Raw genomic sequence first — 25,923 nt, 5'->3', positions numbered from 1 at the left:
ACAGCGGGCAGTCCACCTCTCAGTGGGCCGACGACTGGGTGTTCCTGGCCCGCCGCTACCGGGACAACCCGCGCGCCGCCCTGCACAGGGCGGGCACGCCTGTTCTGGAAAAGGGCCTAGCGGTCGGTCAGCTCACCGGTTCCGGCCAGCTGGACCACGGCCGTGGAGTCGATGGCACCGTTGTAAGCGCGGACCTCGTCGATGGCCCCGGCGAAGTACTCGGCGTTGCCGAGCGCCGAGCGGCCGACCTGGAGACCACCGGTGGCAGCCCACGTGGTGTTCTCGACACCCCGCGCCGAGGCCGCCAACTGACCGTTGACGTAAAGCCGGACCTGACCGGCGAAGGCGTCGTAGACGACGGCCAGGTGCTGGCCGATGGGGTTGGTGTCTGGCAGGGTCTGGTCGTCGGAGAAGACCTTCACGGCCGCACCCGCGGTGTCCGTCGCGGCGACGGCGAGTTCCCATCGCTTGGTGGCTGCCTGGTAGCGGACCTGGACCCGGTTGGCATTCTTGCCCGGCAGGGAGAAGACGGTCTGCGAGGCGGTGGCGCCGAGTGAACTGAGCTGGACTCGCGCCGCGAGTGTGAAGCTCTGGGCTCCGGTCACCGGGGCGTTCGCCGTCGAGGCGTAGCCCCCGTTGCCGTCCAGGACCAGCTGGCCGGCCCCGACCATGGGCGCGGTCAGGAACGGGTCCAGCGGATCGGGGGTGTAGAGCGCGGCGTTGCCCGCCAGGGTCAACCCCTGGCCGCCGGCGACCAGGTTCGGAGAAACCCCGGACTGCGCCGAGTTGAGCTGCCAGTAGCCCTTGCGGTCCGGCTTGACCGTGGTGATCTCGGTGATCTGGACCGGCAGGAGCGGACGGCTGAAGATGCGGACTTCGGCGAGATCGCCGGCGAAGGCGCCCTCGTAGCCTGCCTTGTCGATGTGGCGACCGATCTGGAGCGGACCGTACGACTTCCAGGTGGAGCGGCGGATCATCTCGCCCTTGAGCTCCTTGTTGACATACAGCTGGAGCTTGCCCGCGGCGCCGTCATAGAGACCGGTCAGCAGCACCCACTCGTCCTTGACGGGGGTGACCCCGGTGGAGACGGCCTTCCACTCGCCGAGCGTGTCCACGTCACTGAGCGGGATGGAGAACTTCCAGGTCTTGTCGATGGCGTCGTAACCGAGGACGAAGCCCGGCTCGCCGGTGCCGTCCTGGCTGACCACCGTCATGTCACGGCTGAGGTCCGACGGACGGACCCAGGCACTGACGCTGAAGCCCTTCTGGGTGTCCAGCACGGTGCTGCCTGCATCGACCCAGCCATTGCCGGTGCCGTCGAAGTGGGCCGCCGAGTCGATGGCGCCGCCCGGTCCGGGGACACCGAATGTGACGCCGGGGCCGAAGCCCGCCGGGTACTTGCCCGTCTCCTCGTCGGCCGCGTTGCCGCCGGGCGCGTCGGCGAGGTTCCACTGGGCTGCGGCGGAGGCACCGGCGGCCACGTAGAAGCTGTGCCGTGCGGTGGCGCTCGGATGCGCGGCCTTGTCGATCGCCGTGACATCGACCCAGTGCGGGCCGGGACGGGTGGGCGTCCAGCTCACCGAGACGGGGCCGCCCGCCGTGGCGCTCGCGATCTCCTTGCCGGGCTCGCCGTCGAAGGAGTAGCGGTACTTGACGACGTCCGTGTCCGGTACCGCGTCGTCCGCGTTGGGCGCCATGGTGAAGGTGCCGGGGGCGCCGACACCGTCGTGGTACTCCTTGGTGGCCGGGTACTCCGCGGAGAACACGTTCGGCGTTCCCGGGAAGGACTTGTCGTACATGAACTCGCACTTGGCGCTCCACGGACCCCAGCCGTCCCCGTCGTGCGTGACGACGCTCCAGGAGATCGGGGTGTTCTCGGGGATGTCGGAGTGCACGACGTGCTCGAATGGCGTCGAGGACGTCGGCGCCTTGTAGTCCGTGTCCTCCTCGTAGGACTTGGCCGCCCCGGCCGCGTCCTTCCACTCGACCTTGAAGCGGACCTTGACCTGCTCGCCGGAGTCCTCGTCGTTGGCGATGGCACGGAGCGTCGGCGGCACGTCGGTGTAGGGGCGGCCCGATCCGGTGACGCAGGCGCCGCCCGGATTGGACGACATCGCGCCGGTGTCGGTGACACCCGGAAGCGTGTTGTAGCTGATGCTCAGGTACGCGTTGCCGCACACCCGCTTCCAGCCTTGGAAGCTGCTCTCGTCCTGGGCCCGGAGATTGAAGAGCATGGAGGGCCAGCCCTCGTCGGCCGCCGTGCGCACGCTGTTGGTCAGACCACCGGTGGCACCCGACTTGAAGTGCATGTTGGCCTGGGACTCGCAGCTCGTGGGCTGGATCTTCTCGTTGAGCGTCTCCAGCGTCGTCAGCGTGGAGTTCTGGGTGTTGGACCAGTTGCTGCCGCTGTCGATATGGGCGGTGCTGCCCCCGATCCGCTGGAGCTGGATGGGTTCGGCATGGGCGTCGGCCGGGTACACGTGCTGGACGCGCGCGCTGAAGGTGGCGCCGAGGATCTGCTTGCCCTTGTAGAAGGACAGCGGGATCTGGAAGGCGACGCGGCGTACGCCGACGCCGGCGCAGGAGGCGGCGCTGTAGTCCGTCGGGCACCTGCCCACGCCCGCGCTTCCGGAGTACTGCCACTCGCCCACCGAGGGCTTGCCCGACATGACTGCGGTCCAGCCGGATCGGTCGGCGGTCTTCTGGATCGGGTCGATGACCACGGGGAAGACGGTCGCACCGTCACGCAGCAGCTTCTGATCGGGGACCAGGGTCAGCTTGTCCGCCGACACCTCGATGCCGAGAGGCGCGGCCTTCCCGCCGCCCCCCGGGCCCTCCAGGGCGGGAGCGAGCGCCGCAGCCGCGTCCTTCCCGGTGGGCGCGTCGGCGCGGGCCGCGGACAGCGACTGGGAGACTGCCTTGGGGCCCTTGCCGCGGGCGGCGGTCTCCTGCGAGGCGGCCGAGTCCCACATGCTTGGTGCACCGGACTGGAAGACCGTTCCACCGACCGCGCTGTCCTCGGCAGTGACGGCCCCGTTCGCGTTCTTCTGGTACTTCAGGCCCTTGGCCTTCAGGCCCAGGTCCAGTCGCTGGAGCCGTGGATCTGCCGCGGCCTGGGGGGTCTTGACGACGAGCAGGTGGCCGAAGCCGTTCGCCTCGGCGCGCACCTTGAGGTCCACACCCGGCAGGGCATCGGGGTAGGTGGCAGTATCACCGTCGAGCACCGGCGCGGCGAGCTTGCCGTAGGGCCAGGTCAGCGACATTTCACGGGTACCACGGCGCATCGTGACGAACGGCTTGCCCGCCGCCCCGTCGGAGAAGGTCAGGCCGACGGTGGCCGCCTTCGGGCCGACGCTGCCGTCCGCCCGCTTGACCAGGGTCTTGTCGATGTCGACCCACTTGCCGTTCTGAACGGCGTGCACCGGCTCGGTGTACTCGCGGGCCGTGTACGTACCGTCCGGCGCGGCGAAGATCTCCCGCTGCTCGGTGCGCAGGCCGAGGACCTCGACCTGCTTGCCGCTGTTGCGGGCGGCAGCAAGTGCTTCCGCTTCCGTCTGGACAGGGGTGCCGACGGCCACCGCCTCGGTGGCCGGGGGATCCGAGTCCGACGGCAGGCCGAGGCCTGCGGCCAGCACTGCGCCCGCCGTCACCACGGCGGCGAGAGAGGTACGCCGCAGCAGGGTCCGGCGGATGGCGGATGTCTGGTCGGCCATCACCGGACCGCCGTTCCGAAGGTGCTGGTGCCGGCCGGAATTCCGCCCTCACCGGGCTTGAAGGTCTGGATGGGGGCCCCGGCACTGCCGACGTTCCACGGGAAGAGGTAGACCGCTCGGCCTTCGGCCGGCCCGTAGGGCAGCCCGACGTAGAGGCCGGCGGTGCTGCTGCCGAGGCTCATGCCGGCGTACTGGCGCGTCGCGGCAGGCGTCGGCATGCCGTAGCCCGGTCCGAGGAGCACGTCGCTTTCCCCGGGGGGTCCGACCAGCGGCAGGATCTGCACCTGGCCGCGGTCGACGACGCCGCTCGTGCTCTCCTTGCCCGGTATGCCGACGGCCATGCGGGTGTTCTCCGGCGTGCTGACGCTGTCCGGCGCGGTGTTGACGGCCACGACACGCTGGCCGAAGTGGTCGCCGGATGTGGCGGTACCCGACACGCCGGTCGTGGCCTGGTCGACGTACTCCGTCTCCTGGAAGCCTCCCGCGGCGTTGAGACGGAAGACCTCCACCCCTCCCGAGTCCTGCGTCGTCGTCCGCTCCTCACCGGGGATACCGACGACCAGGAGGGACTCGGTCGTACTCGTGGCGCCTTCCGCCCGGTACGGCACGGCGGCGATCGACGTCCCGAAGCCGTCGCCCGTCTCACAGACACCGAACACGTTCGGGGAATCCTGGGTGATCACGTTCAGCGGCGTGGGCACGCCGGAGACCAGCGTGTGGCTGAACACCGTCACCGCGCCGGCGTCCACGACGTTCCCCTGGGCTTCGCCGGGGGAGCTGATGGCAAGGTGCGTGGGGGTGGCCGCGATGGAGGCACCGAACCGGTCGTACGGCTCCGCCGTGTCCGGGACCGCTCCGGCCGTCGCGGTGTCCTGGTTGATGATGCCGATGCTCACGGTCGAGGAACCCGAGACGTAGATCACCCCGCCCGCGTCGGGCGTGGTGCCGAGGTCTTCACCGGGAGCCCCGATGGCGAGGAAGGGCACACCCGTCGAGGACTTTCCGGCCGCGAGGGAGTAGCCCGTCCAGTCGTAGGCTTCGGCGGCGCCGGACAGCGGGGCCGCCCCCTGCAGGTACTGGATGCTCGCCTTGCCGGCGGCGAGGCCGGCCGGCGAACCGTAGACGACTACGGCCCGGCCTGCGTCGGGGCGGCCACCAACGTCCTCATACGGGATGCCGATCGCCAGATCGGCGCAGCCGTCGAGGTCTGCGTCGTAGACGGCCAGCGAGTAGCCGAACCCGTCGCCTGCTTCGGAGGCCCCGGCCTTGGCGCTCTCCTGGGTCAGTTCGAAGGTTCCCTTGCCACCGCCATACACGATGTGCACGACTCCGGCCTTGGAAGCGCCGTTGACGGTCGCGTCGGTGTCGGCGATCGCGGTGTCCCGGATGCCGTCACCGTTGAAGTCCGCTTCGGCTCCGGCGCAGCCGGTGGCCGCTGCGGCCGGACTCGCGAGGGGAGCCGACCCTGCCGTCAGTGCGAGGGCGAGGGCCGCGGACGACACGGCCAGCGTCCCTCTGGCGGCATACCGCCTGGCCGCACCGAGCGGCGCGTGCATTGTTCTGCTCACGTGATTGTTCTGCCTTTGTCAGTTCTTGCAGAGCGCTGAGCGGTGCCCGGAAGAACGTGAGAAGGACAGACCGTGGAGATGTGCAGCACAGAGCCCCCGCGCACGCGGGTCATGCGTGCGGCAGCTCATCCCCCCGCTCGTCAGTGGTCCCCACCCGTGACAAGCCGCGTAAAGCGTTCGGTTACTGTCGCCCACCTGATTGACATGTACAAGAGATGATGTCCGACATCAGGCGATCTTGATCTCTAACGAATTGGTCACGGTTGAGCAAAAAGGCCCCGCCCGATACCGAGATTCGGTATCGGGCGGGGCGGGTGGTGCGGGGACCCTAGGTCCTGATCAGGCTTCGGTCGGAGCCGAGACGGACGGCAGCGACTGCTGCTCGGCCGCCGCGGTCTTCTTCGTCGCCCGCTTCGCCGCGGTCTTCTTGGCGGTCGCCTTCTTCGCGACGGTCTTCTTGGCCGCCGTCGCCTTCTTGGCGGCGGTGGCCTTCTTCGCCGGGGCCTTCTTGGCGGCCGCCTTGCGGACCGTCTTCTTGGCCGCCGGGGCGGCCTCCTCGGCCTCTGCGGCCTCCACTGCCCCGGCCGGGGCCGGGGCGGCCTCGGGCTCGGCGGCGGGGGTCTCGACGACCACGACGGCAGCCTCCGCCGCGCCCGCCGGGGAACCGGCCGGTGCGGTGGCCTTACGGGTGGCACGCCGACGCGGACGGGCCGGGGCGGCCTCCGCCACGGGAGCCTCCTCGACCGGGGCCTCCTCGGCGGCCGGGGTGACCGGCTCGGCCGGGGCGACCGGCTCCGGCTGGGGCTCCGGGGCGGCCTCGACGACCGGCTCGGGCTCCGGGGCCGGGGCCGTCGCCTTGCGGGTGGCACGGCGACGGGTACGGCCCTTGGGGGCGGCCTCGACGGCCTCGACGTCCACGGCCTCGGCGACGACCTCGGCAACCGGCTCCAGCACCGTCTCGGCCGGCTCGGTGACCGGCTCGGCCTCGGCCACCGGCTCGGCGGCCGGGGCCGCGGCCTCGGCCGGAGCGGCCGCTCCGCGCGGGGCACCCGCCGGAGCGGTCGCCTTGCGAGTGGCACGGCGACGGCTGCGACGCCCGCTCAGGCCGGCCGCGGCTTCCGCCTCCGCCGGGCTGCTGTAGAGCTCCTCGTCCGCGACGAACGCCGGCTCGGGCAGCGCCACCGGCGCAGCGAGCTCGGCGGCCACCTCGGCCTCGGTCTCGGCTTCGAGGACCTCGCTCTCGACGGCCTCGACGCCCTCGATCTCGTGGTCGTGCTCGTGACCGCGGCCACCGCGGCGCTTGGCGCGCTTGCCGTTGCCACCGCCGCCGACCGCAGTCGGCGTCTCCATGTGCACGATCACACCGCGCCCGTTGCAGTGGACACAGGTCTCGGAGAAGGACTCCAGCAGGCCCTGGCCCACCCGCTTGCGGGTCATCTGGACCAGGCCCAGCGAGGTCACCTCGGCGACCTGGTGCTTCGTACGGTCTCGGCCCAGGCACTCCAGCATCCGCCGCAGGACCAGGTCGCGGTTCGACTCCAGGACCATGTCGATGAAGTCGATGACGACGATGCCGCCGAGGTCGCGCAGCCGCAGCTGGCGCACGATCTCCTCGGCCGCCTCCAGGTTGTTCCTGGTGACGGTCTCTTCGAGGTTGCCGCCCTGACCGGTGAACTTGCCGGTGTTGACGTCGATGACGATCATCGCCTCGGTCTTGTCGATCACGAGGGAACCGCCCGAAGGCAGCCACACCTTGCGATCGAGCGCCTTGGCGAGCTGCTCGTCGATCCGGTACGTCGCGAAGACGTCGACCTCGGAGGTCCAGCGCGACAGCCGGTCGGCCAGGTCCGGGGCCACGTGCGAGACGTAGCCGTGGATGGTCTCCCAGGCGCTGTCACCGCTCACGATGACCTTCGAGAAGTCCTCGTTGAAGATGTCGCGCACGACGCGGACGGTCATGTCCGGCTCGCCGTACAGCAGGCTCGGCGACGAGGTCGTGATCTGCTTCGACTTCTTCTGGATGTCCTCCCACTGGGCCTGCAGACGCTCGACGTCGCGGCGCAGCTCGTCCTCGCTCGCGCCCTCGGCGGCGGTGCGCACGATGACGCCCGCGTCCTCGGGGACGATCTTCTTGAGGATGGTCTTCAGACGCGCGCGCTCGGTGTCGGGCAGCTTGCGGCTGATGCCGGTCATCGAGCCCTCGGGCACGTAGACCAGGTAGCGGCCGGGCAGCGAGACCTGGCTGGTCAGGCGGGCGCCCTTGTGGCCGATCGGGTCCTTGGTGACCTGCACCAGGACCGACTGGCCGGACTTGAGGGCGGACTCGATGCGGCGCGGCCCGTTGGCCATGCCGAGCGCCTCGAAGTTGACCTCGCCGGCGTACAGGACCGCGTTGCGGCCCTTGCCGATGTCGATGAACGCGGCCTCCATCGACGGCAGCACGTTCTGGACCTTGCCCAGGTAGACGTTGCCGACGTACGAGGTGGCCTCTTCCTTGTTGACGTAGTGCTCGACGAGCACGTTGTCCTCGAGGACGCCGATCTGGGTGCGCTCGCCGCTCTGGCGGACGACCATGACGCGCTCGACGGCCTCGCGGCGCGCCAGGAACTCGGCCTCGGTGATGATCGGGACGCGGCGGCGGCCCTGCTCGCGGCCCTCGCGGCGGCGCTGCTTCTTCGCCTCCAGACGGGTCGAGCCCTTGATGGACTGCACCTCGTCGGACGGCTCGGCCTTCTCGCGCGCAGGGCGCGGCTCGCGAACCTTGACGACGGTGCGTACGCCGTCCTCCTCGCCCGCTTCGCCCTCGAAGCCGGTGTCACCGCTGCGGCGGCGACGGCGACGGCGGCGACGGCTGGAGCTGGAGCCCAGGGCGCCGGCCTCCTCCGCCTCTTCCTCTTCCTCGTCGAGCTCGGCGGCCTCCTGCTCGGCGGCCTCCTCCTCGTCCTCGGCGGACTCGTCCAGGTCGGCGGCCTCACCGCGGCGACGGCGACGTCCCCCACGACGGCGGCGCCGGGACGGGCGCTCGCCCGTCTCGTCGGCCTCGTCCTCGTCGAGCTCGGCGGCCTCGGCCTCGTCCTCCATGAGCTCGATGTCGGCCGGCGAGATCGGCGCGGACTCGGCGACCGGGGCGGCCTCGACCGCACCACGGCCACGGCGACGGCGACGGCCGGCCGGCTGTGCGGCGGGAGCCTGGACGACCTCGGCCTCGGCCTCCAGCTCCTCCTCTTCCTCGGCCTCTTCCGCCTCGACGGCTGCGGCGGCGGCCGCGGCGGCCATGGCGGCGGTCTCCGGGGTCTGGAACATCGGCTCGGTGAAGACCGGGGCCTGGAAGACGGCGACGGCGGGGCGCGTGGCGCGGCGGCCACGGGCCGGGGCGGCGGGCTCCTCGGCCGCGGGCTGCGCGGCCTCGGCCGGAGCGGCCGGGGCGGCGGACGCGGCGGAGCGGGTGGCGCGGCGGCGGCCGCCGCGCCTCGGGGAGTCCACCGCGTCGGCGACGGTGACGGTGGCCTTGGGGGCCTCCTCCACGACGGCCTCGGCGGCCGGAGCCTCCGGGGCGGCCGCGGCACGGGTGGCACGGCGACGGGCACGCGGCGCCGGAGCAGCGGCCTCCTCGGCAGCCGGGGCGGCCGGGGCGGCCGGGGCGGCAGCCTCGTCCGGAGCGGCCTCGGCTACCGGAGCGGCCTCGGCGGCGGGGGCCGCGACGGCACGGGTGGCACGACGGCGGGCCCGCGGCGCCGGAGCGGCGGTTTCCTCGGCCGCGGCCGGGGCTGCGGCCTCGACGACGACCTCGACGGCAGCGGCAGCGGCCTCGGGGGCCGCGACGGCGCGGGTGGCACGACGACGGGTACGGGCCGGGGCGGCGGCCGGAGCGGCCTCCTCGACGGGGGCGGCCGGCGCGCTCTCGGTCACCGCGGCGGCCGCTGCGGCAGCCGTCGCGCCGGGCGGTCCCGCGGGCCTCGACGCGGCACGGCGACGCCTGCGCGGAGGCAGGTTGTCGCTCGGGCTGCCGCTGTCGGCGCCACCGGTGGTGTTGTTGGTTTCGTTGTTGAGCATGCGGGCGGTTCTCCCGTCACGCTCCCGGGCGCCGCGGCTGACTTCCGGTCCGGCACGGCTCCGCACGATCAGCGCGGAACCGGCCTCCGGGGCGCGTTCGCCACACGGGAGCTCTGGTCCATGGCCGCCGGTTCCGTACGTCTTGTCCGTACGGCCTGGCGGAAGTCTTCAGGTCAGTGCGCGGCCCGACCCAGGTGGCTCCCGAGTGCCAGGGCTGCGCGACGACGACGATCCCTACGCGGCGGGACCTTCCGGCGCCTTCGCGTCGGCGGCTACGGCGGCCGTGGGTGGGGCGGCCGTGACAGCCTCGCGGTCGGGCGCGAGCGGGTCGGTCACCGTGCCGGACTCCTCGTCGAAGAGCCCCTGCGCCAGCCTGGTCACCGCTGCGGGGACCGGCGGCGCCAGGTCGGCCACAGCTCGGAGACCGGACAGGACGTCGTCGGGTCGCACGGCAGGTGTCAGATGCCGAACAACCAGGCGCAGTATCGCACAGGCACTGTCCAGCGGCCTATCAGCCGGGGCAGGAACCGACTCAAGGCTGACCACGGCCCCGCGGGTGTCGAAGGTGCGCATGCCGTTCTTGGTGCGGCGCTGCACCTCCACCGTCTCGGCGGCGAGGAAGGCCTCGACCGCCCGCTCGGCGTCGGCGCCCTCCACACCCTCCAGGCGCAGCTCCCACACGGAGGCCGTCAGCCGGTCGGCGAGCCCGGAGGTACGGGCCTCGACGGCCTCGGTGATGTCGAGCCCGACCGGCATCGACTCGTCGAGCAGTTCTCGGAGCTTCTCGGGGTCGCGGGGTGCAGCGAGGGCGATCTCAAGGTACTCGGCCTCGCTGCCCGTGCCGGTCGGCGCGGCGTTCGCGTACGACACCCGGGGGTGCGGGGTGAAGCCGGCCGAGTAGGCCATGGGCACCTCGGCACGCCGCAGTGCCCGCTCGAAAGCGCGCTGGAAGTCTCGGTGGCTGGTGAACCGGAGGCGGCCGCGCTTGGTGTAGCGCAGTCGGATGCGCTGCACCACCGGTGCGGGGGGCGGGCCTTCGGGCTGTCGCTTGCCCAGTGGTTCTTCTCCTTGTGCGGGGCTCCGCGGCTCGCGCGTCGCCCTGAGATCTGGTGAGCCGGCCCGTGCCGTGCCCGCCGGCTCACCCCCGCCGCGGGGGCGGGGAGCTCTCGGGGGCGGGCGCAGTGCCTGCGGCTGTCGTACTACCCAGAGTACGCGCCCGTGACCTCGCCGGTTCCCGGCCGGGGCCCCCGAACAGCGCCCTTCGCACTTCGGCCCGGACTTCCCGGACGGTGGCGCGGACGCTGCGCCACACCTCCCGCACGGCATGGCCGACCGGCGTCAGCACGTGCCGGTACACCTGCGCCACGGGCCACCCCACGAGCACCCACCCGACCAGCCGGACGCCCCGCCACACGGCCCGCAGGATCCGCCCGGCGACGTGCCAGGCCCAGACGAGCGCCTGCCCGAGGGGCGCGAGCACGTACACGCCGAGGGGCCGCAGCAGACAGCGGTAGAGCACCGAACCGGCCCAGGCCAGGGCATGCCCGACCGGGGTGAGCACGTACCGGTGGAGGGCCCCGCCCAGCCACAGCAGCCCTCGGCCGACCGGCGCGAGCACGTACCGCCACAGCCCCACCCAGGGCCAGACGAACAAAGCCATCCCGAGCACCCGCACCACCCGCGCCAGGCCCTTGGCGAGCGGAGCGAGCAGATACCGCATCCCGCCGCGCCCGGCCCAGAGGAACGCTTCACCGAGCGGACGGAAGAGGTACGCGTACAGGAACCGCCCGGCGGGAGCGAGCACGTGGACGTGGACCGGCTCGATCACATACCGCCACAACCCGACCCACGGCCAGACGAACACCAGCTTGAGCAGCACGGTCAGCACCCAGCCGATCGCGCGCAGCACCGGCTGGAGGACGTACACGGAGAAGGGCCCCAGCACGTGCCGCCGGACGGCCTGCCCGAACGCGACGAGCAGATCCCAAACCACCCGTACGGGCAGTACGACGATCAACGCCACGATCTTGACGGGTATCCGGACGACACCCACAAGACAGCCCTCGCCGCCGTCACCGGGATACCGCTTGTCGAGTTCCATGCCCATAGGGACACCCGAAACCCCCCAACCGTTGCGGCGAAGCCCCAGCTCAGTCGATGGGCTCCCGAACCCGGCCGCGTCCCGCCCGCGCCGCGATCTCCACAAGCGCCGCGTTCACCGTCTCCTCGACCGTGCGGGTGCCGAGCGCCTCGGCGGCGAGCGCCAGCGCTTCCTCGTCGATTTCGATCTTGGCCATCGACCGTCTCCTGGATAAGCGGATGTGAAATACCACCGGAAAGCAATAGCACATTGCATCTCTTGGGATCGATTCGCGAGCAGAACAGGCAGTAATCCCCGTCAGGGCACGTCATTTTCAGCCGACGCCGAACATGCACGGAAACCGGTTGCATTTCATCGGCATTCTTCTGACATGACTGAAAACCTGCGCGTACGCACATGGACAGACCCGTCGTGGACCGCGACAGACATCGCTCTCCTGGACGAGCTGGAGAGGGACGAGAAGTTCCTGCCGGTCGATGCCCCACGGGCCCTGCTGTCGGTACGGCTCTCAGAGGTCACGGCGAACACGACCTCACCCGCACGCCAGGAGCTCGATCTCCGCCTGCTCGCCCGGGAACGGGGCTACCGGGTCGTCGGAGTCGCACGCGACCTGAACGTCTCCGCCGCCACGGTCCCTCCGTGGCGTCGCCCTCAGCTCGGACCATGGCTCAGGGACAGAGCCCCCGAGTTCGACCTACTGCTCTTCTGGCAGCTGGACCGCCTGGTGCGGCGAGCAGCCGACCTGACCACGATGATCGACTGGTGCTTGAGGTTCGGAAAGAACCTGGTCTCCAGGCACGACCCCATCGACCTGGCGACAGAAGCCGGAAGGACACTCGCTGCGGTACTCGGCAGCATCGCCGAGATCGAGGCTGCCAACACGGGCATGCGGCGCGCGAGCCTGTGGAATTACGCGAAAACACAAACCGCGTGGCTTGTCGGCAAGCCCGCCTATGGCTACACCGTCGCCGAGGATGCAGACGGAAGAAGTGCCCTCGCCATCGACGAGAAGGCCCGACGTGCCCTGCATTGGTGCCGGGCCAGAGTCCTGCAGGGTGCCTCGGTACGGCGTTTGGCCAAGGTTCTGGTCCGCGCCGGAGTCTGCGGACCGGGCCTCACGGCCTCCACACTGCTCCGAAGACTTCGCAACCCTGCCCTGATGGGGTACCGCGTGGAAGAGGACAAGAAGGGGGGCGTTCGCCGCTCGAAGCTGCTACTCGGCAGGGAGGGTCATCCGATCCGCATCGCCGAAGCGATCTTCACCGAGGAGCAGTTCCAAGAACTGCAGACCACGCTCGACCAACGCTCCAAGGCCCAGCCCGCCCGTCGGCCCGGCGGGGCGACCGCATTCCTGGGCGTACTTGTCTGCGCGGACTGCGGCACGCATATGACCGCACAGAGGACGAGAAGCAACACCGGCAGGTGTTACGAGTACCTCCGGTGCCGTGCTTGCCGAGGCGGCGGGCAGGGCGCCCCCGATCCTCATTCCGTCTACGCAAGGCTCATGACGGATGTCCTGTCCATCCTCGGGGACGAGCCTGTTCGCATCAGGGAGTACGCGCGGAACCGATGGGTGGAGACGTCCACCGGCAAGACGTTCCGCCAATCCTGGGCGGAAGGTGGAATGGAGGCCATGGCCTCGGATCTCGTGCGGGCGGGCATCACGTGCAAGGTGACAAGGAGCAAGATCCCGAAGGTTCGCGCCCCCCGGATCCGCATGGAACTCGTGATTCCGGACGATGCACGTCAGCGGCTTGTGGTCGTGAGAGACGAGTTCGCGGCCGGCCTGTAGAAACACAGATGTCCCCCCGTCTTGCGACAGGGGGACATCCGCACGACATCACGCCTTCTTCGGCCCGCCACCCACGACACTCAGCGGCAGCAGCTTCTGGCCCGTCGGGCCGATCTGGATCTCCAGGCCGAGCTCCGGGCACACCCCGCAGTCGAAGCACGGGGTCCAGCGGCAGTCCTCGACCTCCGTCTCGTCGAGGGCGTCCTGCCAGTCCTCCCAGAGCCAGTCCTTGTCGAGACCGGAGTCCAGGTGGTCCCAGGGCAGGACCTCCTCGTATGTGCGCTCGCGGGTCGTGTACCAGGCCACGTCCACGCCGTGCGCCGGCAGCGTCTTCTCCGCGGCCTCCATCCAGCGGTCGTACGAGAAGTGCTCGCGCCAGCCGTCGAAACGGCCGCCCGACTCGTACACGGCGCGGATGACGTCGCCAATGCGGCGGTCGCCGCGCGAGAGGAGGCCCTCGACGATGCCCGGCTTCCCGTCGTGGTAGCGGAAGCCGATCGAGCGGCCGTACTTCTTGTCGCCGCGGATCTTGTCGCGCAGCTTCGTCAGGCGCGCGTCCGTCTCCTCGGCCGACAGCTGCGGGGCCCACTGGAACGGGGTGTGCGGCTTCGGCACGAAGCCGCCGATCGACACCGTGCAGCGGATGTCGTTCTGCCCGGAGACCTCGCGGCCCTTGGCGATGACGTTGACCGCCATGTCGCCGATCTGGAGCACGTCCTCGTCGGTCTCGGTCGGCAGGCCGCACATGAAGTACAGCTTCACCTGGCGCCAGCCGTTGCCGTACGCGGTGGCGACGGTGCGGATCAGGTCCTCTTCCGAGACCATCTTGTTGATGACCTTGCGCATGCGCTCGGAGCCGCCCTCGGGGGCGAAGGTCAGACCGGAGCGGCGCCCGTTGCGGGTCAGCTCGTTGGCCAGGTCGACGTTGAACGCGTCCACACGGGTCGACGGGAGGGACAGGCCCACCTTGTCGTCCGAGTACCGGTCCGCGAGGCCCTTGGCGATGTCCGCGATCTCGGTGTGGTCCGCCGAGGACAGGGACAGGAGGCCGACCTCCTCGAAGCCCGTCGCCTTGAGACCCTTCTCGACCATCTCGCCGATGCCGGTGATGCTTCGCTCCCGTACGGGGCGCGTGATCATGCCGGCCTGGCAGAAACGGCAGCCGCGGGTGCAGCCGCGGAAGATCTCGACGGACATCCGCTCGTGGACGGTCTCGGCGAGCGGGACCAGCGGCTGCTTCGGGTAGGGCCACTCGTCGAGGTCCATGACCGTGTGCTTGGACACGCGGTACGGGACGCCCGACTTGTTCGGGGCGACGCGCGCGATGCGGCCGTCGGGCAGGTAGTCGACGTCGTAGAAGCCCGGCACGTAGACCTGGCCGGTCTTGGCCAGGCGGAAGAGGACCTCCTCGCGCCCGCCCGGACGGCCCTCGGCCTTCCACGTGCGGATGATCTCGGTCATGTCGAGGACGGCCTGCTCGCCGTCGCCGATGACGGCGCAGTCGATGAACTCCGCGATCGGCTCGGGGTTGAAGGCCGCGTGGCCGCCCGCGAGGACGATCGGGTGGTCGACGGTGCGGTTCCTGGCCTCCAGCGGGATGCCCGCCAGGTCCAGGGCCGTGAGCATGTTCGTGTAGCCCAGCTCCGTGGAGAAGGACAGGCCGAACACGTCGAAGGCACCCACGGGGCGGTGGCTGTCCACGGTGAACTGCGGCACGTTGTGCTCGCGCATCAGCTCTTCGAGGTCCGGCCACACGCTGTACGTGCGCTCGGCGAGCACGCCCTCGCGCTCGTTCAGCACCTCGTACAGGATCATGACGCCCTGGTTGGGCAGCCCGACCTCGTACGCGTCCGGGTACATGAGCGCCCAGCGGACGTCACACGAATCCCACGGCTTGACGGTGGAGTTCAGTTCACCGCCGACGTACTGGATGGGCTTCTGCACATGCGGGAGCAGAGCTTCGAGCTGTGGGAAGACCGACTCGGACATCACGCGACTTTCGTGAAGCTGGCAAAGGGCGACTCTCAAGCGTAACCCGAGGCGCAGCCGCCTCCCACCGCCAAGATCACCGCCTAGGTGCCGAGGTCCGCCCGGAGCGCGGGGGCGGCAGCTTGATCCCATACATCCGGAAGTTCCCGTTCGTTCCGCTCTGCCAGGGCCTCCTCGCGGCCGTAGAGGACGCCCCAGGTGAAGGCGGACTCCCCCGCTCCGGCCGCTTGGACGGCGAGGTCGCGCAGGGCTTCGCGGGCGACGACGCCGTCCTGGTGGTCGCCGAGCAGGCTCTGGACGGATTTCATGGCCTTGGCCAGCTGTTTTGCCGGTTTGCCGAGCGCTGGTACGGCCGCCTCCGCCGCGTAGCGGGCGCGCTTGGCGGCCTTGCGGGCGTCGTGGAGGGCCAGGTCGCGCGGCGTGCCCGGTTCCAGGTCGAGGGCGGCCGCGACGCGGGTGGCGAGGCGTTCGTAGTCGCGCAGAATGGCCTTGGGCAGGGCCTGGGCGGCGGGCTTGTCCGCGGCGGGGAGCAGGGGCGGGTCGGCCAGCAGCGCGTCGAGGGTGTCGAGCAGGGCCGTGTACCGCTTGGCGTCGAGTACGGCGAGTGCGCGGCGCCGGGTGCCCGAGCGGCGGGTGGTGTTCCACACGCGCAGGCGGCTGCGGACGGGTCCGAGCACGAGGGTGCGCGGGAGCTCGGCGATGCGGGCCTGGAGGCGCTCGTACAGGACTTCCTGGTCGCGGTCGAGGCCGAGCTCGGCGGCCAGCCAGCGGAGCTCTTCGCCGACGGGGTCGGTGGCGTTGCGGTCGAGGACCTTGCGGTAGGTCTTGAAGGCGCTGCGCATCCGGCGGCAGGCGACCCGCATCTGGTGGACGGAGTCGGGCAGGCTGCGGCGGACGGCGGGGTCCTGGGCGATGAGGGCGTCACGCTGTTCGCGCAGGTACGAGAGGACGTGCGCGCCCGCGGTGGCATCGGCGGGGGCGGGCTCGGGCCGGGGCGGCGGTGCGGTGCCCGTCTCGGTGAGGGCCCGGGCGAGTTTGGAGGGGGCGTCGGAGATCCGGAGTCCGGCTTTGCGGAACTTCTTTTCGACGGAGTCGAGGAGGGCGGGGTCGATGCCGTCGGCGAGTTCGACCTCGACCTCGGTCCAGGCTGCGGCCGCGTCGCCGCGTTCGGCGCGGACGGCGTCGGTGGAGAGTTCGGCGAGGAGGGCTCCGTCGGCGTCGAGGAGGTGGGTGACGCGGCGGGAGGAGAGCAGCCGGACCTGGGGTTCCAGGGCGCTGTCGCGGACGCGGGAGCGGACGAGCGCGGTGAGGGAGCGGGGGACGGTGTCGCTGAGGGGCGCGGTGACCTCGTCGCGGACACCCGGGGAGACGGGCAGTTTGAGGTGCCAGCCGGCGTCGGCGCCGCCGGTGCGGCGCCTGAGGGTGAGGCCGTCGGCGGCGAGCCGCTGGTCGGGGGTGTCGTAGTAGACCGCGTCGAGGTCGACGGTGCCCTGGTCGGCGACGGCCGCGATCGCGGCCGTGCCGGTCAGGTCCGGGACTCCGCGTCGCTCGGCCTTGCTCGTCGTGAACTCGAATTTGCGCTCGATCTCGCGTTTCGTGTCCGCCATGGATTGAATTTAGTCCTGAACGGATCACGAAGGCAGGGTGAACGCCGAATCAACGGCGGAAGCGGCCGAAGACCGGCCCCCGCTAGGCCGACATCGGCCGTTGCACCCTGATCGACTGCAGCAGTCCCACCGCCACCCACACGGCGAACATCGACGATCCTCCGTAGGAGACGAACGGCAGGGGGAGCCCCGCCACCGGCATGATCCCGAGGGTCATCCCGATGTTCTCGAACGCCTGGAAGGCGAACCACGCGATGATCCCGGCGCACACGATCGTCCCGTAGAGCTCGGTGGTCTCCCGGGCGATCATGCTGGCCCGCCACAGCACGATGCCGAGCAGGACCAGGATCAGCCCGGCGCCGACGAAGCCCAGCTCCTCCCCCGCCACCGTGAAGACGAAGTCGGTCTGCTGTTCGGGCACGAATTGGCCGGTGGTCTGCGAGCCCTGGAAGAGCCCGGAGCCGGTCAGTCCGCCGGAGCCGATCGCGATGCGCGCCTGGTTGGTGTTGTAGCCGACGCCGGCGGGGTCGAGGTCCGGGTTGGCGAAGGCCGCGAAGCGGTTGATCTGGTACTCGTCGAGCACGCCGAGCTGCCAGATCAGGACGGCGCCGGCCGTGCCGGAGCCGAGCAGCCCGAGCACCCAGCGGTTGGAGGCGCCGGAGGCGAGCAGGACGCCGAGCACGATGATGACCATGACCATGACGGAGCCGAGGTCCGGCATCAGCATGACGATGCCCATCGGCGCGGCGGCCAGGCACAGCGCCTTGACCACCGTGCGGTGGTCGGGGTGGACGAGGTCGCCCGCGTCCACGCGCGTGGCCAGCAGCATGGCCATGACCAGGATGATCGTGATCTTCACGAACTCGGAGGGCTGGAGCGAGAAGCCGCCGCCGATCACGATCCACGCGTGGGCGCCGTTGATCGTGGCGCCGAGCGGGGTGAGCACGGCGAGGATGAGCACCAGGGAGAGCCCGTACAGGATCGGCACGGCGCCGCGCAGGGTGCGGTGGCCGAGCCAGATGGTGCCGATCATCAGCACGAGGCCGATGCCGGTGTTCATGGCGTGCCGGACCAGGAAGTAGTACGGGTCGCCCTGGTTGAGCTGGGTGCGGTTGCGGGTCGCCGACCACACCAGCAGGGCGCCGATGAAGGACAGGGCGAGCGCCGAGAGGAGTATCGGCCAGTCGAGCCGGCGCAGCACCGAGTCGCGCGAGGTCAGCTTGGCCAACGCGCCGCGCTCGGGCGCGTACCGGGATACGGAGAACTTGTTCGCGGTCTGCATCGGGGTCTCAGTCCTGCCGCGCGACGGGCGGGGCGGGGGGACCGGCGAGCGCGGGTACCGGTTCCTCCGGGGACGGGGGCACGTACGGCTTGATGTCGGGGGCGACGATGGAGCCGTCGGGCTCGATGGTGGGCAGCTTCGCCTCCGGCTTGAGCAGGAAGGCCTTCTCGACGTCCTGCTGACCGGCCATGTCGAGGCCGTAGATGGCGTTGTAGATGTTGCGGACGGCGGGGCCGGAGGCACCCGAGCCCGTACCGCCCTGGGAGATCGTCATCACGATCGTGAAGTCCTCGGTGTACGTGGCGAACCAGGAGGTGGTCTGCTTGCCGTAGACCTCGGCGGTGCCGGTCTTGGCGTGCATGGGGATCTGCTTCTGCGGCCAGCCGCCGAAGCGCCAGGCGGCGGTGCCGCGGGTGGCGACGCCCTCCAGCGCGGCGCCGATCTGGCGCCGGGTGGTCTCGGTCATGGGAAGCCGGCCGTGGGCCTGCGGCTTGATCATCTCGACCTGCTTGCCGTCGGCGCTGATGACGGCCTTGCCGATGGTCGGGTTCCACAGGGTGCCGCCGTTGCAGATGGCCGCGTAGATGGTGGCCATCTGGATCGGGGTGACGAGGGTGTCGCCCTGGCCGATGGAGTAGTTGATGGCGTCGCCGGCGCGCATGAGATTGCCTTCGAGGCAGTTCTCGTAGGACAGCAGCTCGACGTAGGTGCCGCCCTTCTTGCCGGTCTTGCACCACATGTCCTTGTTGGCCTGCCAGAACCGCTGCTTCCACGCGCGGTCCGGAACCCGGCCCTTCTCCTCGCCCGGCAGGTCCACGTGGGTCTCGGCGCCGAGGCCGAACTGGTGGGCGGTCTTGTAGAAGATCTCGGCCGGGGGCTTCTTCGGCTTGAGCCCGCCGTCCTTCAGCCACTCCTTGTGGCCGAGGGCGTAGAAGACGGTGTCGCAGGAGACTTCGAGGGCCCGGCCGAGGGTGATCGAGCCGTGCCCCTGCGATTCGAAGTTCCGGAAGACCTGGCCGCCGATGGAGTACGAGCTCGGGCAGGGGTACTCGCCGTCGAACTTGTACCCGGCGTTGACGGCGGCCGCGGTCGGGATGACCTTGAAGATGGAGCCCGGGGCCGCCTGGCCCTGGATCGCCCGGTTCATCAGCGGGACGTTGGACTCCTTGGCGGTGAGCTTGGCGTAGTCCTTGCCGGAGATCCCGCCGACCCAGACGTTCGGGTCGTACGTCGGCATGGAGGCCATGGCCACGACCCGGCCCGTCTTGGATTCCAGGACGACGACGGCGCCGGCGTCGGCCTTGTACGGGACGCCGGTGTTGCGGTCGACCTGCTTGCGGGCCTCGACCATGGCCGCGTTCAGCTCGAACTCGGCGACGCCCTGGACACGGGCGTCGATGCTGGTCACGAGGTGGGCGCCGGGGATGGTCGGGTCGTTCTTGGCCTGGCCCATGACCCGGCCGAGGTTGTCGACCTCGTAGCGGGTGACGCCGGACTTGCCGCGCAGGGTCCTGTCGTACGTGCGTTCCAGGCCGAAGCGGCCGACCTGGTCGGAGCGCAGCAGCGGCGAGTTGGTGGTCTTGGCCTTCTGGATCTCGTCGTCGGTGACCGGGGAGAGGTAGCCGAGCACCTGGCCGGTGTTGGCGCCGCCGGGCGCGGGGTAGCGGCGTACGGCGGTCGGCTCGGCGGTGATGCCGGGGAACTCCTCGGGGCGTTCGCGGATCTGGAGGGCCTGCTGGGTGGTGGCCTCGGTGGTGACCGGGATCGGCTGGTACGGGGAGCCGTTCCAGCAGGGCTTGGGGGTCTGGGAGTCGCAGATGCGGATCTTGTTCATGACGTCCTGCGGCTTCAGGTCCAGTACGCCGGAGAGCCTGGTCAGGACGTCCTTGCCCTTGTCCTTCATCTTCATCAGCGCCGTGCGGCTGGCGGAGACGACCAGGCGGGTCTCGTTGTCGGCGAGCGGGACACCGCGGGCGTCCAGGATCGAGCCGCGGACGGCAGGCTGGACGACCTGCTGGACGTGGTTGCTTTTGGCCTCGTGGTAGTACTCCGCCCCGTTGCGGATCTGGAGGTACCAGAGGCGCCCGCCGAGGGTGAACAGGAAGGAGAGGACGAGGACCTGGAGGATGACGAGCCGGATCTGCACCCGGGAGGTGCGGCCGGTCTCGGGGACATTGGTCACGGGAGCTCCCCCCTCACAGCTTCTTGACGCTCTTCACACTCTTGATTCCCTTGAGGCCCTTTATCCGGACTGCCTTGTTGGCGCGGCTGCGGGCGGTCCTCATGCGCAGGCCTCCGCGCTGGCTGCCGATCCGCAGACCGGTGCCGCCGGCGAGCCATCCGGCGGACACGTCGGTGCCCGTGGCGGGGCCGCCGTTCGCCTCGACGGCCAGGGGGTCGTTCTCGGCGCGGCGGGCCAGCGCCATGATGAACGGCACGGTGAACGGGGCGAGCAGCAGGTCGTAGAGGGTCGCGGTGAACAGCAGCCCGGTGAGCCCGACGTGGCGCGCGGCGGTGTCGCCGACGAGGGCGCCCACGCCGGCGTAGAGCAGGGTGGAGCCGATCGCGGCGGCGACGACGGTCAGCATCGGGCCCCAGGCGGAGCGGAACCGCCCGGAGTCGGGGCGGGCCAGGCCGGCGGCGTACCCGATGACGCAGAGGACGAGCGCGTACCGCCCGGCGGCGTGGTCGGCGGGCGGGGCCAGGTCGGCGAGGAGTCCGGCGGCGAAGCCGATGAGCGCGCCGCTGAGGTGCCCGTACACGAGGGCGAGGGCGACGACGGTGAGCAGGACCAGGTCGGGTACGGCGCCGGGCAGTTGCAGCCGGCCCAGGACGGCGACCTGGACGACGAGGGCGACCACGGCGAGCGTGGCCGAGAGCAGGATCCGGTTGAAGCGCATGACGGTCAGCTCCTACTCGTCGGCCGGCTTGGCGGGCCCGCTGGCGGACGGCGACGGGGTGACCGTGACGGTGACCGTCGGGGTCGGCTTCACCTCGGGCTTGGGGGGCAGAACGGCGTCGCGCGGGTCCTCGCGCGGCGGCATGACGACGACGCCGACGATGTCCAGGCGCGAGAAGCCGACGAACGGCCGGACCCAGATGGTGCGGGTCAGATCGCCGCGCGAGGGGTCGACCTTGACGACCTCTCCGATCGGGACGCCGGGTACGAACGGCTTGTTGCCGCGGGAGCCGAAGGTGACGAGCCGGTCGCCGGGGCTGACCTTGGCCTTGCCGTTGAGCATCTGGACGGACAGGGCGCGGTCGCCCTGGCCGGTGGCGAAGCCGAGTTCGCCGGTCTTCTCCAGGCGGGTGCCCACGGTGAAGTCGGGGTCGTTGGCGAGGACGACGGTGGCGGTGTCGGGGCCGACGGTGGCGACCCGGCCGACGAGTCCGTCCCCGTTGATGACGGTCATGTCGCGCTCGATGCCGTCCTTGCTGCCGGCGTCGATGGTGACGGTCCAGGAGAAGTTCTGGGCCGCTCCTATGGCGATGACCTCGGCGCCCTTGATGCCGTACTGTCCGGCGCCGGCCCGCTTGAGCATCTCGTCGAGCTCGCGGATCCGGCTGCGGGTCTGGTCGTCACTGCCCAGCTTGGCCTTCAGGGCGGCGTTCTCGCGCTCCAGCGTGGCGATGCGGTTGTGGCGCTCGCCGGAGTCCCGCACAGCCCCTATCGCGTTCGCGACAGGGTCGACCGCGGTCGCGACGCCCTCCTCGACCGGGCCGAAGACCGCTGCGGCGGCCTGCCGGGCGCCGTCGACCGGAGACTCCTCGCCTGCCCTGATGTCCACCGTGATCAATGCGAACGCGATGGCGATCAGGAGCACCAGGAGCAGCCGGCTTTCTCGTGTGTCCCTCACGTGCGGCGGCCGTGCCTTCCTCGTCAGAATTTTCTTTGTCTGTATATCAACGATCCGCCGTACGGGCGCGGCAGCGCCCGTACGGCGGATCCTTGGGTTCCGCATGGCCCCCGGAGGGGGTCTTCGTCAGCGCCGGGGCTGGGCGTCCAGGACCTGCTGGAGCGCCTCGAACTCCTCGACGCACTTGCCGGAGCCGAGGGCCACGGAGTCGAGGGGGTCCTCCGCGATGTGGATCGGCATGCCCGTCTCACGGCGCAGCCGCTCGTCGAGGCCGCGCAGCAGGGCGCCGCCGCCGGTCAGGACGATGCCGCGGTCCATGATGTCGCCGGAGAGCTCCGGCGGGCACTTGTCCAGGGTGGTCTTGACCGCGTCGACGATGGCGTTGACGGGCTCCTCGATGGCCTTGCGGACTTCGGCGGCGGAGATCACGACCGTCTTCGGGAGGCCGGAGACCAGGTCCCGGCCGCGGATCTCGGTGTGCTCGTCCTTGTCGAGGTCGTACGCCGACCCGATGGTGATCTTGATCTGCTCGGCGGTCCGCTCACCGAGGAGGAGCGAGTACTCCTTCTTGATGTGCTGGATGATCGCGTTGTCGAGCTCGTCGCCGGCCACCCGGATGGACTGCGCCGTGACGATTCCGCCGAGGGAGATGACGGCGACCTCGGTGGTGCCGCCGCCGATGTCCACGACCATGTTGCCGGTGGCCTCGTGGACGGGCAGGCCCGAGCCGATGGCGGCGGCCATGGGCTCCTCGATGATGTGCACCTGGCGGGCGCCCGCCTGGGTGGACGCCTCGATGACGGCGCGGCGCTCCACTCCCGTGATGCCGGAGGGGACGCAGACCACGACGCGCGGACGGGCCAGGTAGCGGCGCTTGTGGATCTTGAGGATGAAGTACCGGAGCATACGCTCGGTGATCTCGAAGTCGGCGATCACGCCGTCCTTGAGGGGCCTGACGGCGACGATGTTGCCGGGCGTCCGGCCGATCATCTTCTTCGCCTCGGAGCCGACCGCCAGGATGCCACCGGTGTTCGTGTTGATGGCGACCACGGACGGCTCGTTCAGGACGATCCCCCGGCCCCTCACGTACACCAGCGTGTTGGCGGTCCCGAGGTCGATCGCCATGTCACGGCCGATGAACGACATGTTGTTCCCCTTGTTCCCCATGAGGAGCGTCTGGCCTTCCGGTTGATAGCGGCTGCTGTCAGGTCGGCGAGGTGGGTGTGTGGGTGGAGGCCCCATCGTAATGCCGCAAGTACGAACACCGCGCGACGGGACTCCGGTAATCCCGCCGGAACGGGGACCCGCCCCCTTAGTGGTGACGACGTGTCCGGCACATGCGTTCCCGCAAGTGCCCGGCAATACCGAAGGGCGACCGAAATTACTTCGGTCGCCCCAGGTCATGAGCGCTATTCGGCTGATGTTGCGTCAGGAAGGACTCATCCGAGGACGGGGAAGAACAGCTTCAGCTCGCGCTCGGCGGACTCCTCGGAGTCCGATGCGTGGATGAGGTTCTCGCGGGTGATGGTGCCGAAATCCCCCCGGATGGAGCCGGGAGCCGCGGCGATCGGGTCAGTGGGTCCGGCCAGCTGGCGGACACCCTCGATCACGCGTTCCCCTTCGACGGCGAGGACGACGACGGGACCGCCGGCCATGAAGTCCATGAGGGGCTCGTAGAACGGGCGGCCCACGTGCTCCGCGTAGTGCGTCTCCAGCGTCTCGCGGCTCAGGGTGCGCAGCTCCAGCGCGGGAATGGTCCAGCCGGCCTTGCGCTCGATGCGGCCGATGATCTCGCCCACCAGGCCGCGACGGACGGCGTCCGGCTTGAGGATGACGAGAGTGCGCTGGGTCATGTCGTGGCTCCTTGCGGCAAACGGGTGCGGTCCAACGAGGCTACAGGGAGTCAGCAGGCCCCCTGCGCGCTCCCCCCGGCCCGCCCCGGCGGCCGCGCTCCGGCGGCCTCGGTCTCAGGCCTGGGCCTCGCTCTGGGCCGCCCAGCGGGCCTTGATCGCGTCGATCTTGCCGCCGTAGTGCACCGAGCACCACCACAGCCCCGCGAACACGGCCCCGAGGAAGAACATCATCGGGACGACGAACCCGCTCAGGACCAGGCCGATCTGCAGCGCCCAGCCGATCTGGACCGCGCCCGGACGCGACAGCATCCCGCACAGCAGCACCGACAGCAGCATGGCGACCCCGCAGACCGTCCAGACCGCCGCCTGCGTCAGGTCCGGGTTCTTCATGGCCACCAGCCCCGCGAAGCCGATCACGAAGAACTCGCCGATCAGCGTCGAAGCACACAGCGTGCGCATTCCTCAGCCCCTCTTCAGCAGCAGGCGGGCCTCGCCCACCGTGATCACGGAACCGGTCACCAGGACCCCGGCCCCTCCGTACTCGGCCTCTTCCTCCGCAAGGGTGATCGCCGCCTCCAGGGCGTCGTCCAGCCGCGGCTCCACCTGCACCCGGTCGGGCCCGAAGACCTCGACCGCGACCGCCGCCAGCTCGTCCGCGGACATCGCCCGGTGGCTGGAGTTCTCCGTGACGACGATCTCCGCGAAGATCGGCTCGAAGGCCTCGAGAACCCCCTTCACGTCCTTGCCCTCGCTCGCGGCCATGACCCCGATCAGCCGGCTGAAGCCGAAGGCCTCGGTCACCGCCTCCGCCGTGACCTGCGCGCCCGCCGGGTTGTGCGCCGCGTCCAGGACCACCGTCGGGCTGCGCCGCACGACCTCCATCCGGCCCGGCGAGGTCACCGAGGCGAAGGCCCTGCGTACGGTCTCCAGGTCCAGCTCCCGGGACTGCTGCGCCCCGACGCCGAAGAAGGCCTCGACCGCCGCCAGCGCGACCGCGGCGTTGTGCGCCATGTGGGCCCCGTACAGCGGCAGGAAGATGCCGTCGTACTCGCCGCCCACGCCGCGCAGCGTCAGCATCTGCCCGCCGACCGCCACCTCGCGCGAGACGACGCCGAACTCCATGCCCTCGCGGGCGACCGTCGCGTCGACCTCGACGGCCTTCTTCAGCAGCACCTGCGCCGCGTCCACCGGCTGCTGCGCGAGGATCACGGTGGCGTCCTGCTTGATGATGCCGCCCTTCTCCCCCGCGATCTCACCGGGCGTGGCGCCCAGGCGGTCCGTGTGGTCCAGGCTGATGGGGGTGATCACCGCGACCGAGGCGTCGATCACGTTGGTCGCGTCCCAGGTGCCGCCCATGCCGACCTCGACGACGGCCGCGTCGACCGGGGCGTCCGCGAACGCCGCGTACGCCATACCGGTGAGCACCTCGAAGAAGGACAGCCGGAACTCCTCGGAGGCGTCGACCATCTCCACGTACGGCTTGATGTCGTAGTACGTCTCGACGAAGCGCTCGGCAGTGATCGGCGCCCCGTCCAGGCTGATGCGCTCGGTGACGGACTGCACGTGCGGGCTCGTGTAGCGGCCGGTGCGCAGCTCGAAGGCGTTCAGCAGGGCCTCGATCATGCGGGCGGTGCTGGTCTTGCCGTTGGTGCCGGTGACGTGGATGGAGGGGTACGCGCGCTGCGGTTCGCCCAGGACGTCCATCAGCGCGGCGATGCGCGTCACGGACGGCTCCAGCTTGGTCTCGCCCCAGCGGGTGGAGAGCTCCTGCTCCACCTCCTGGAGCGCCCTCGCCACCTCCGGGTCGACGGGCTGCGCGGGCACCGGTTCGCCCTGGGGCGGTCCGGCCTGGGCGCGCAGGGTGCGGCTGCCGGCCTCGATCACCGCCAGGTCGGGGTCGCGGTCGGACTCTTCGGCCACGATCCGTTCGAAGACCTCGAAGGTCTCGTCGCGGTCGTCGGGTCCGTTGCTCTCGGGCTGCTGCTCACTCACGAGGCCAGTCTACGGACGGAGGGCCCGCGGACTTTCGACCCGGCCGTTTCGGGACGTTCGGCGAGGGATGCGACCGGATCGTTATGCAAATCCTATGGAAGGGAGATCAGGGAACA

Annotated in this window: 17 protein-coding genes; 1 reads left to right on the top strand and 16 read right to left on the bottom strand. The window is 70.5% G+C overall.

The window, feature by feature from the left end; all coding sequences use genetic code 11:
• Window positions 1-116 precede the first annotated feature (116 nt).
• From ABTY04_RS12025 to ABTY04_RS12000, 6 genes are all read right to left on the bottom strand, one after another.
• A complete protein-coding gene (locus tag ABTY04_RS12025; protein WP_352213230.1) occupies window positions 117-3,713 on the bottom strand; it encodes a LamG domain-containing protein in 3,597 nt (1,198 codons plus the stop codon).
• Window positions 3,713-5,281 (bottom strand): FG-GAP repeat domain-containing protein, encoded by a 1,569-nt coding sequence (locus tag ABTY04_RS12020; protein ID WP_352213229.1) that lies wholly within the window; start codon window positions 5,279-5,281, stop codon window positions 3,713-3,715. The genes ABTY04_RS12025 and ABTY04_RS12020 overlap by 1 nt, the downstream gene beginning before the upstream one ends.
• A 339-nt stretch (window positions 5,282-5,620) precedes the next feature.
• A complete protein-coding gene (locus ABTY04_RS12015) occupies window positions 5,621-9,334 on the bottom strand; it encodes an Rne/Rng family ribonuclease (protein WP_352213228.1) in 3,714 nt (1,237 codons plus the stop codon).
• Window positions 9,335-9,568: 234 nt separating this feature from the next.
• The gene (locus ABTY04_RS12010; RefSeq protein WP_352213227.1) at window positions 9,569-10,348 is read right to left on the bottom strand and encodes a TIGR03936 family radical SAM-associated protein; all 780 of its coding nucleotides are present in this window, start codon (window positions 10,346-10,348) and stop codon (window positions 9,569-9,571) included.
• 124 nt (window positions 10,349-10,472) lie between these two features.
• A complete protein-coding gene (locus ABTY04_RS12005; RefSeq protein ID WP_352213226.1) occupies window positions 10,473-11,435 on the bottom strand; it encodes a hypothetical protein in 963 nt (320 codons plus the stop codon).
• Between the two features lie 49 nt (window positions 11,436-11,484).
• A complete protein-coding gene (locus ABTY04_RS12000) occupies window positions 11,485-11,631 on the bottom strand; it encodes a hypothetical protein (protein WP_352213225.1) in 147 nt (48 codons plus the stop codon).
• 174 nt (window positions 11,632-11,805) lie between these two features.
• Between ABTY04_RS12000 and ABTY04_RS11995 the strand changes: the two genes are divergently transcribed.
• Window positions 11,806-13,227 carry a recombinase family protein gene (locus ABTY04_RS11995; RefSeq protein ID WP_352213224.1) on the top strand — a complete coding sequence of 474 codons (1,422 nt, stop codon included), beginning with the start codon at window positions 11,806-11,808 and terminating at the stop codon, window positions 13,225-13,227.
• A gap of 48 nt (window positions 13,228-13,275) precedes the next feature.
• Here ABTY04_RS11995 and ABTY04_RS11990 read toward each other — a convergent pair whose 3' ends face one another.
• The 10 genes from ABTY04_RS11990 to folC form a co-directional block, all read right to left on the bottom strand.
• Window positions 13,276-15,219, bottom strand: a complete 1,944-nt coding sequence (locus ABTY04_RS11990; RefSeq protein WP_352213223.1) for a TIGR03960 family B12-binding radical SAM protein — start codon at window positions 15,217-15,219, stop codon at window positions 13,276-13,278.
• A gap of 80 nt (window positions 15,220-15,299) precedes the next feature.
• Window positions 15,300-16,823 (bottom strand): CYTH and CHAD domain-containing protein, encoded by a 1,524-nt coding sequence (locus ABTY04_RS11985; RefSeq protein ID WP_352213222.1) that lies wholly within the window; start codon window positions 16,821-16,823, stop codon window positions 15,300-15,302.
• An 82-nt stretch (window positions 16,824-16,905) separates the two neighbouring features.
• Window positions 16,906-18,105, bottom strand: coding sequence for a rod shape-determining protein RodA (gene rodA, locus ABTY04_RS11980; RefSeq protein ID WP_352213221.1), 1,200 nt, complete (start codon window positions 18,103-18,105; stop codon window positions 16,906-16,908).
• 7 nt (window positions 18,106-18,112) lie between these two features.
• Entirely contained in the window at window positions 18,113-20,287 is a 2,175-nt protein-coding gene (mrdA, locus tag ABTY04_RS11975; RefSeq protein WP_352213220.1) for a penicillin-binding protein 2, read from the bottom strand.
• Window positions 20,288-20,300: 13 nt separating this feature from the next.
• Window positions 20,301-21,005 (bottom strand): rod shape-determining protein MreD, encoded by a 705-nt coding sequence (gene mreD / locus ABTY04_RS11970; RefSeq protein WP_352213219.1) that lies wholly within the window; start codon window positions 21,003-21,005, stop codon window positions 20,301-20,303.
• Between the two features lie 12 nt (window positions 21,006-21,017).
• Window positions 21,018-21,962, bottom strand: a complete 945-nt coding sequence (gene mreC / locus ABTY04_RS11965; protein WP_352213218.1) for a rod shape-determining protein MreC — start codon at window positions 21,960-21,962, stop codon at window positions 21,018-21,020.
• A gap of 126 nt (window positions 21,963-22,088) precedes the next feature.
• Entirely contained in the window at window positions 22,089-23,108 is a 1,020-nt protein-coding gene (locus tag ABTY04_RS11960) for a rod shape-determining protein (protein ID WP_008738981.1), read from the bottom strand.
• Window positions 23,109-23,401: 293 nt separating this feature from the next.
• A complete protein-coding gene (gene ndk / locus ABTY04_RS11955) occupies window positions 23,402-23,815 on the bottom strand; it encodes a nucleoside-diphosphate kinase (RefSeq protein ID WP_352213217.1) in 414 nt (137 codons plus the stop codon).
• Between the two features lie 114 nt (window positions 23,816-23,929).
• A complete protein-coding gene (locus ABTY04_RS11950) occupies window positions 23,930-24,274 on the bottom strand; it encodes a DUF4233 domain-containing protein (protein ID WP_352213216.1) in 345 nt (114 codons plus the stop codon).
• Between the two features lie 3 nt (window positions 24,275-24,277).
• The gene (folC, locus tag ABTY04_RS11945) at window positions 24,278-25,807 is read right to left on the bottom strand and encodes a bifunctional tetrahydrofolate synthase/dihydrofolate synthase (protein ID WP_352213215.1); all 1,530 of its coding nucleotides are present in this window, start codon (window positions 25,805-25,807) and stop codon (window positions 24,278-24,280) included.
• Between the last annotated feature and the right edge of the window lie 116 nt (window positions 25,808-25,923).

The organism is Streptomyces sp. NPDC097981 (genome assembly GCF_040302565.1).
Classification (GTDB): Bacteria; Actinomycetota; Actinomycetes; order Streptomycetales; family Streptomycetaceae; genus Streptomyces.
This window is presented reverse-complemented; position numbering and strand designations above follow the sequence as displayed.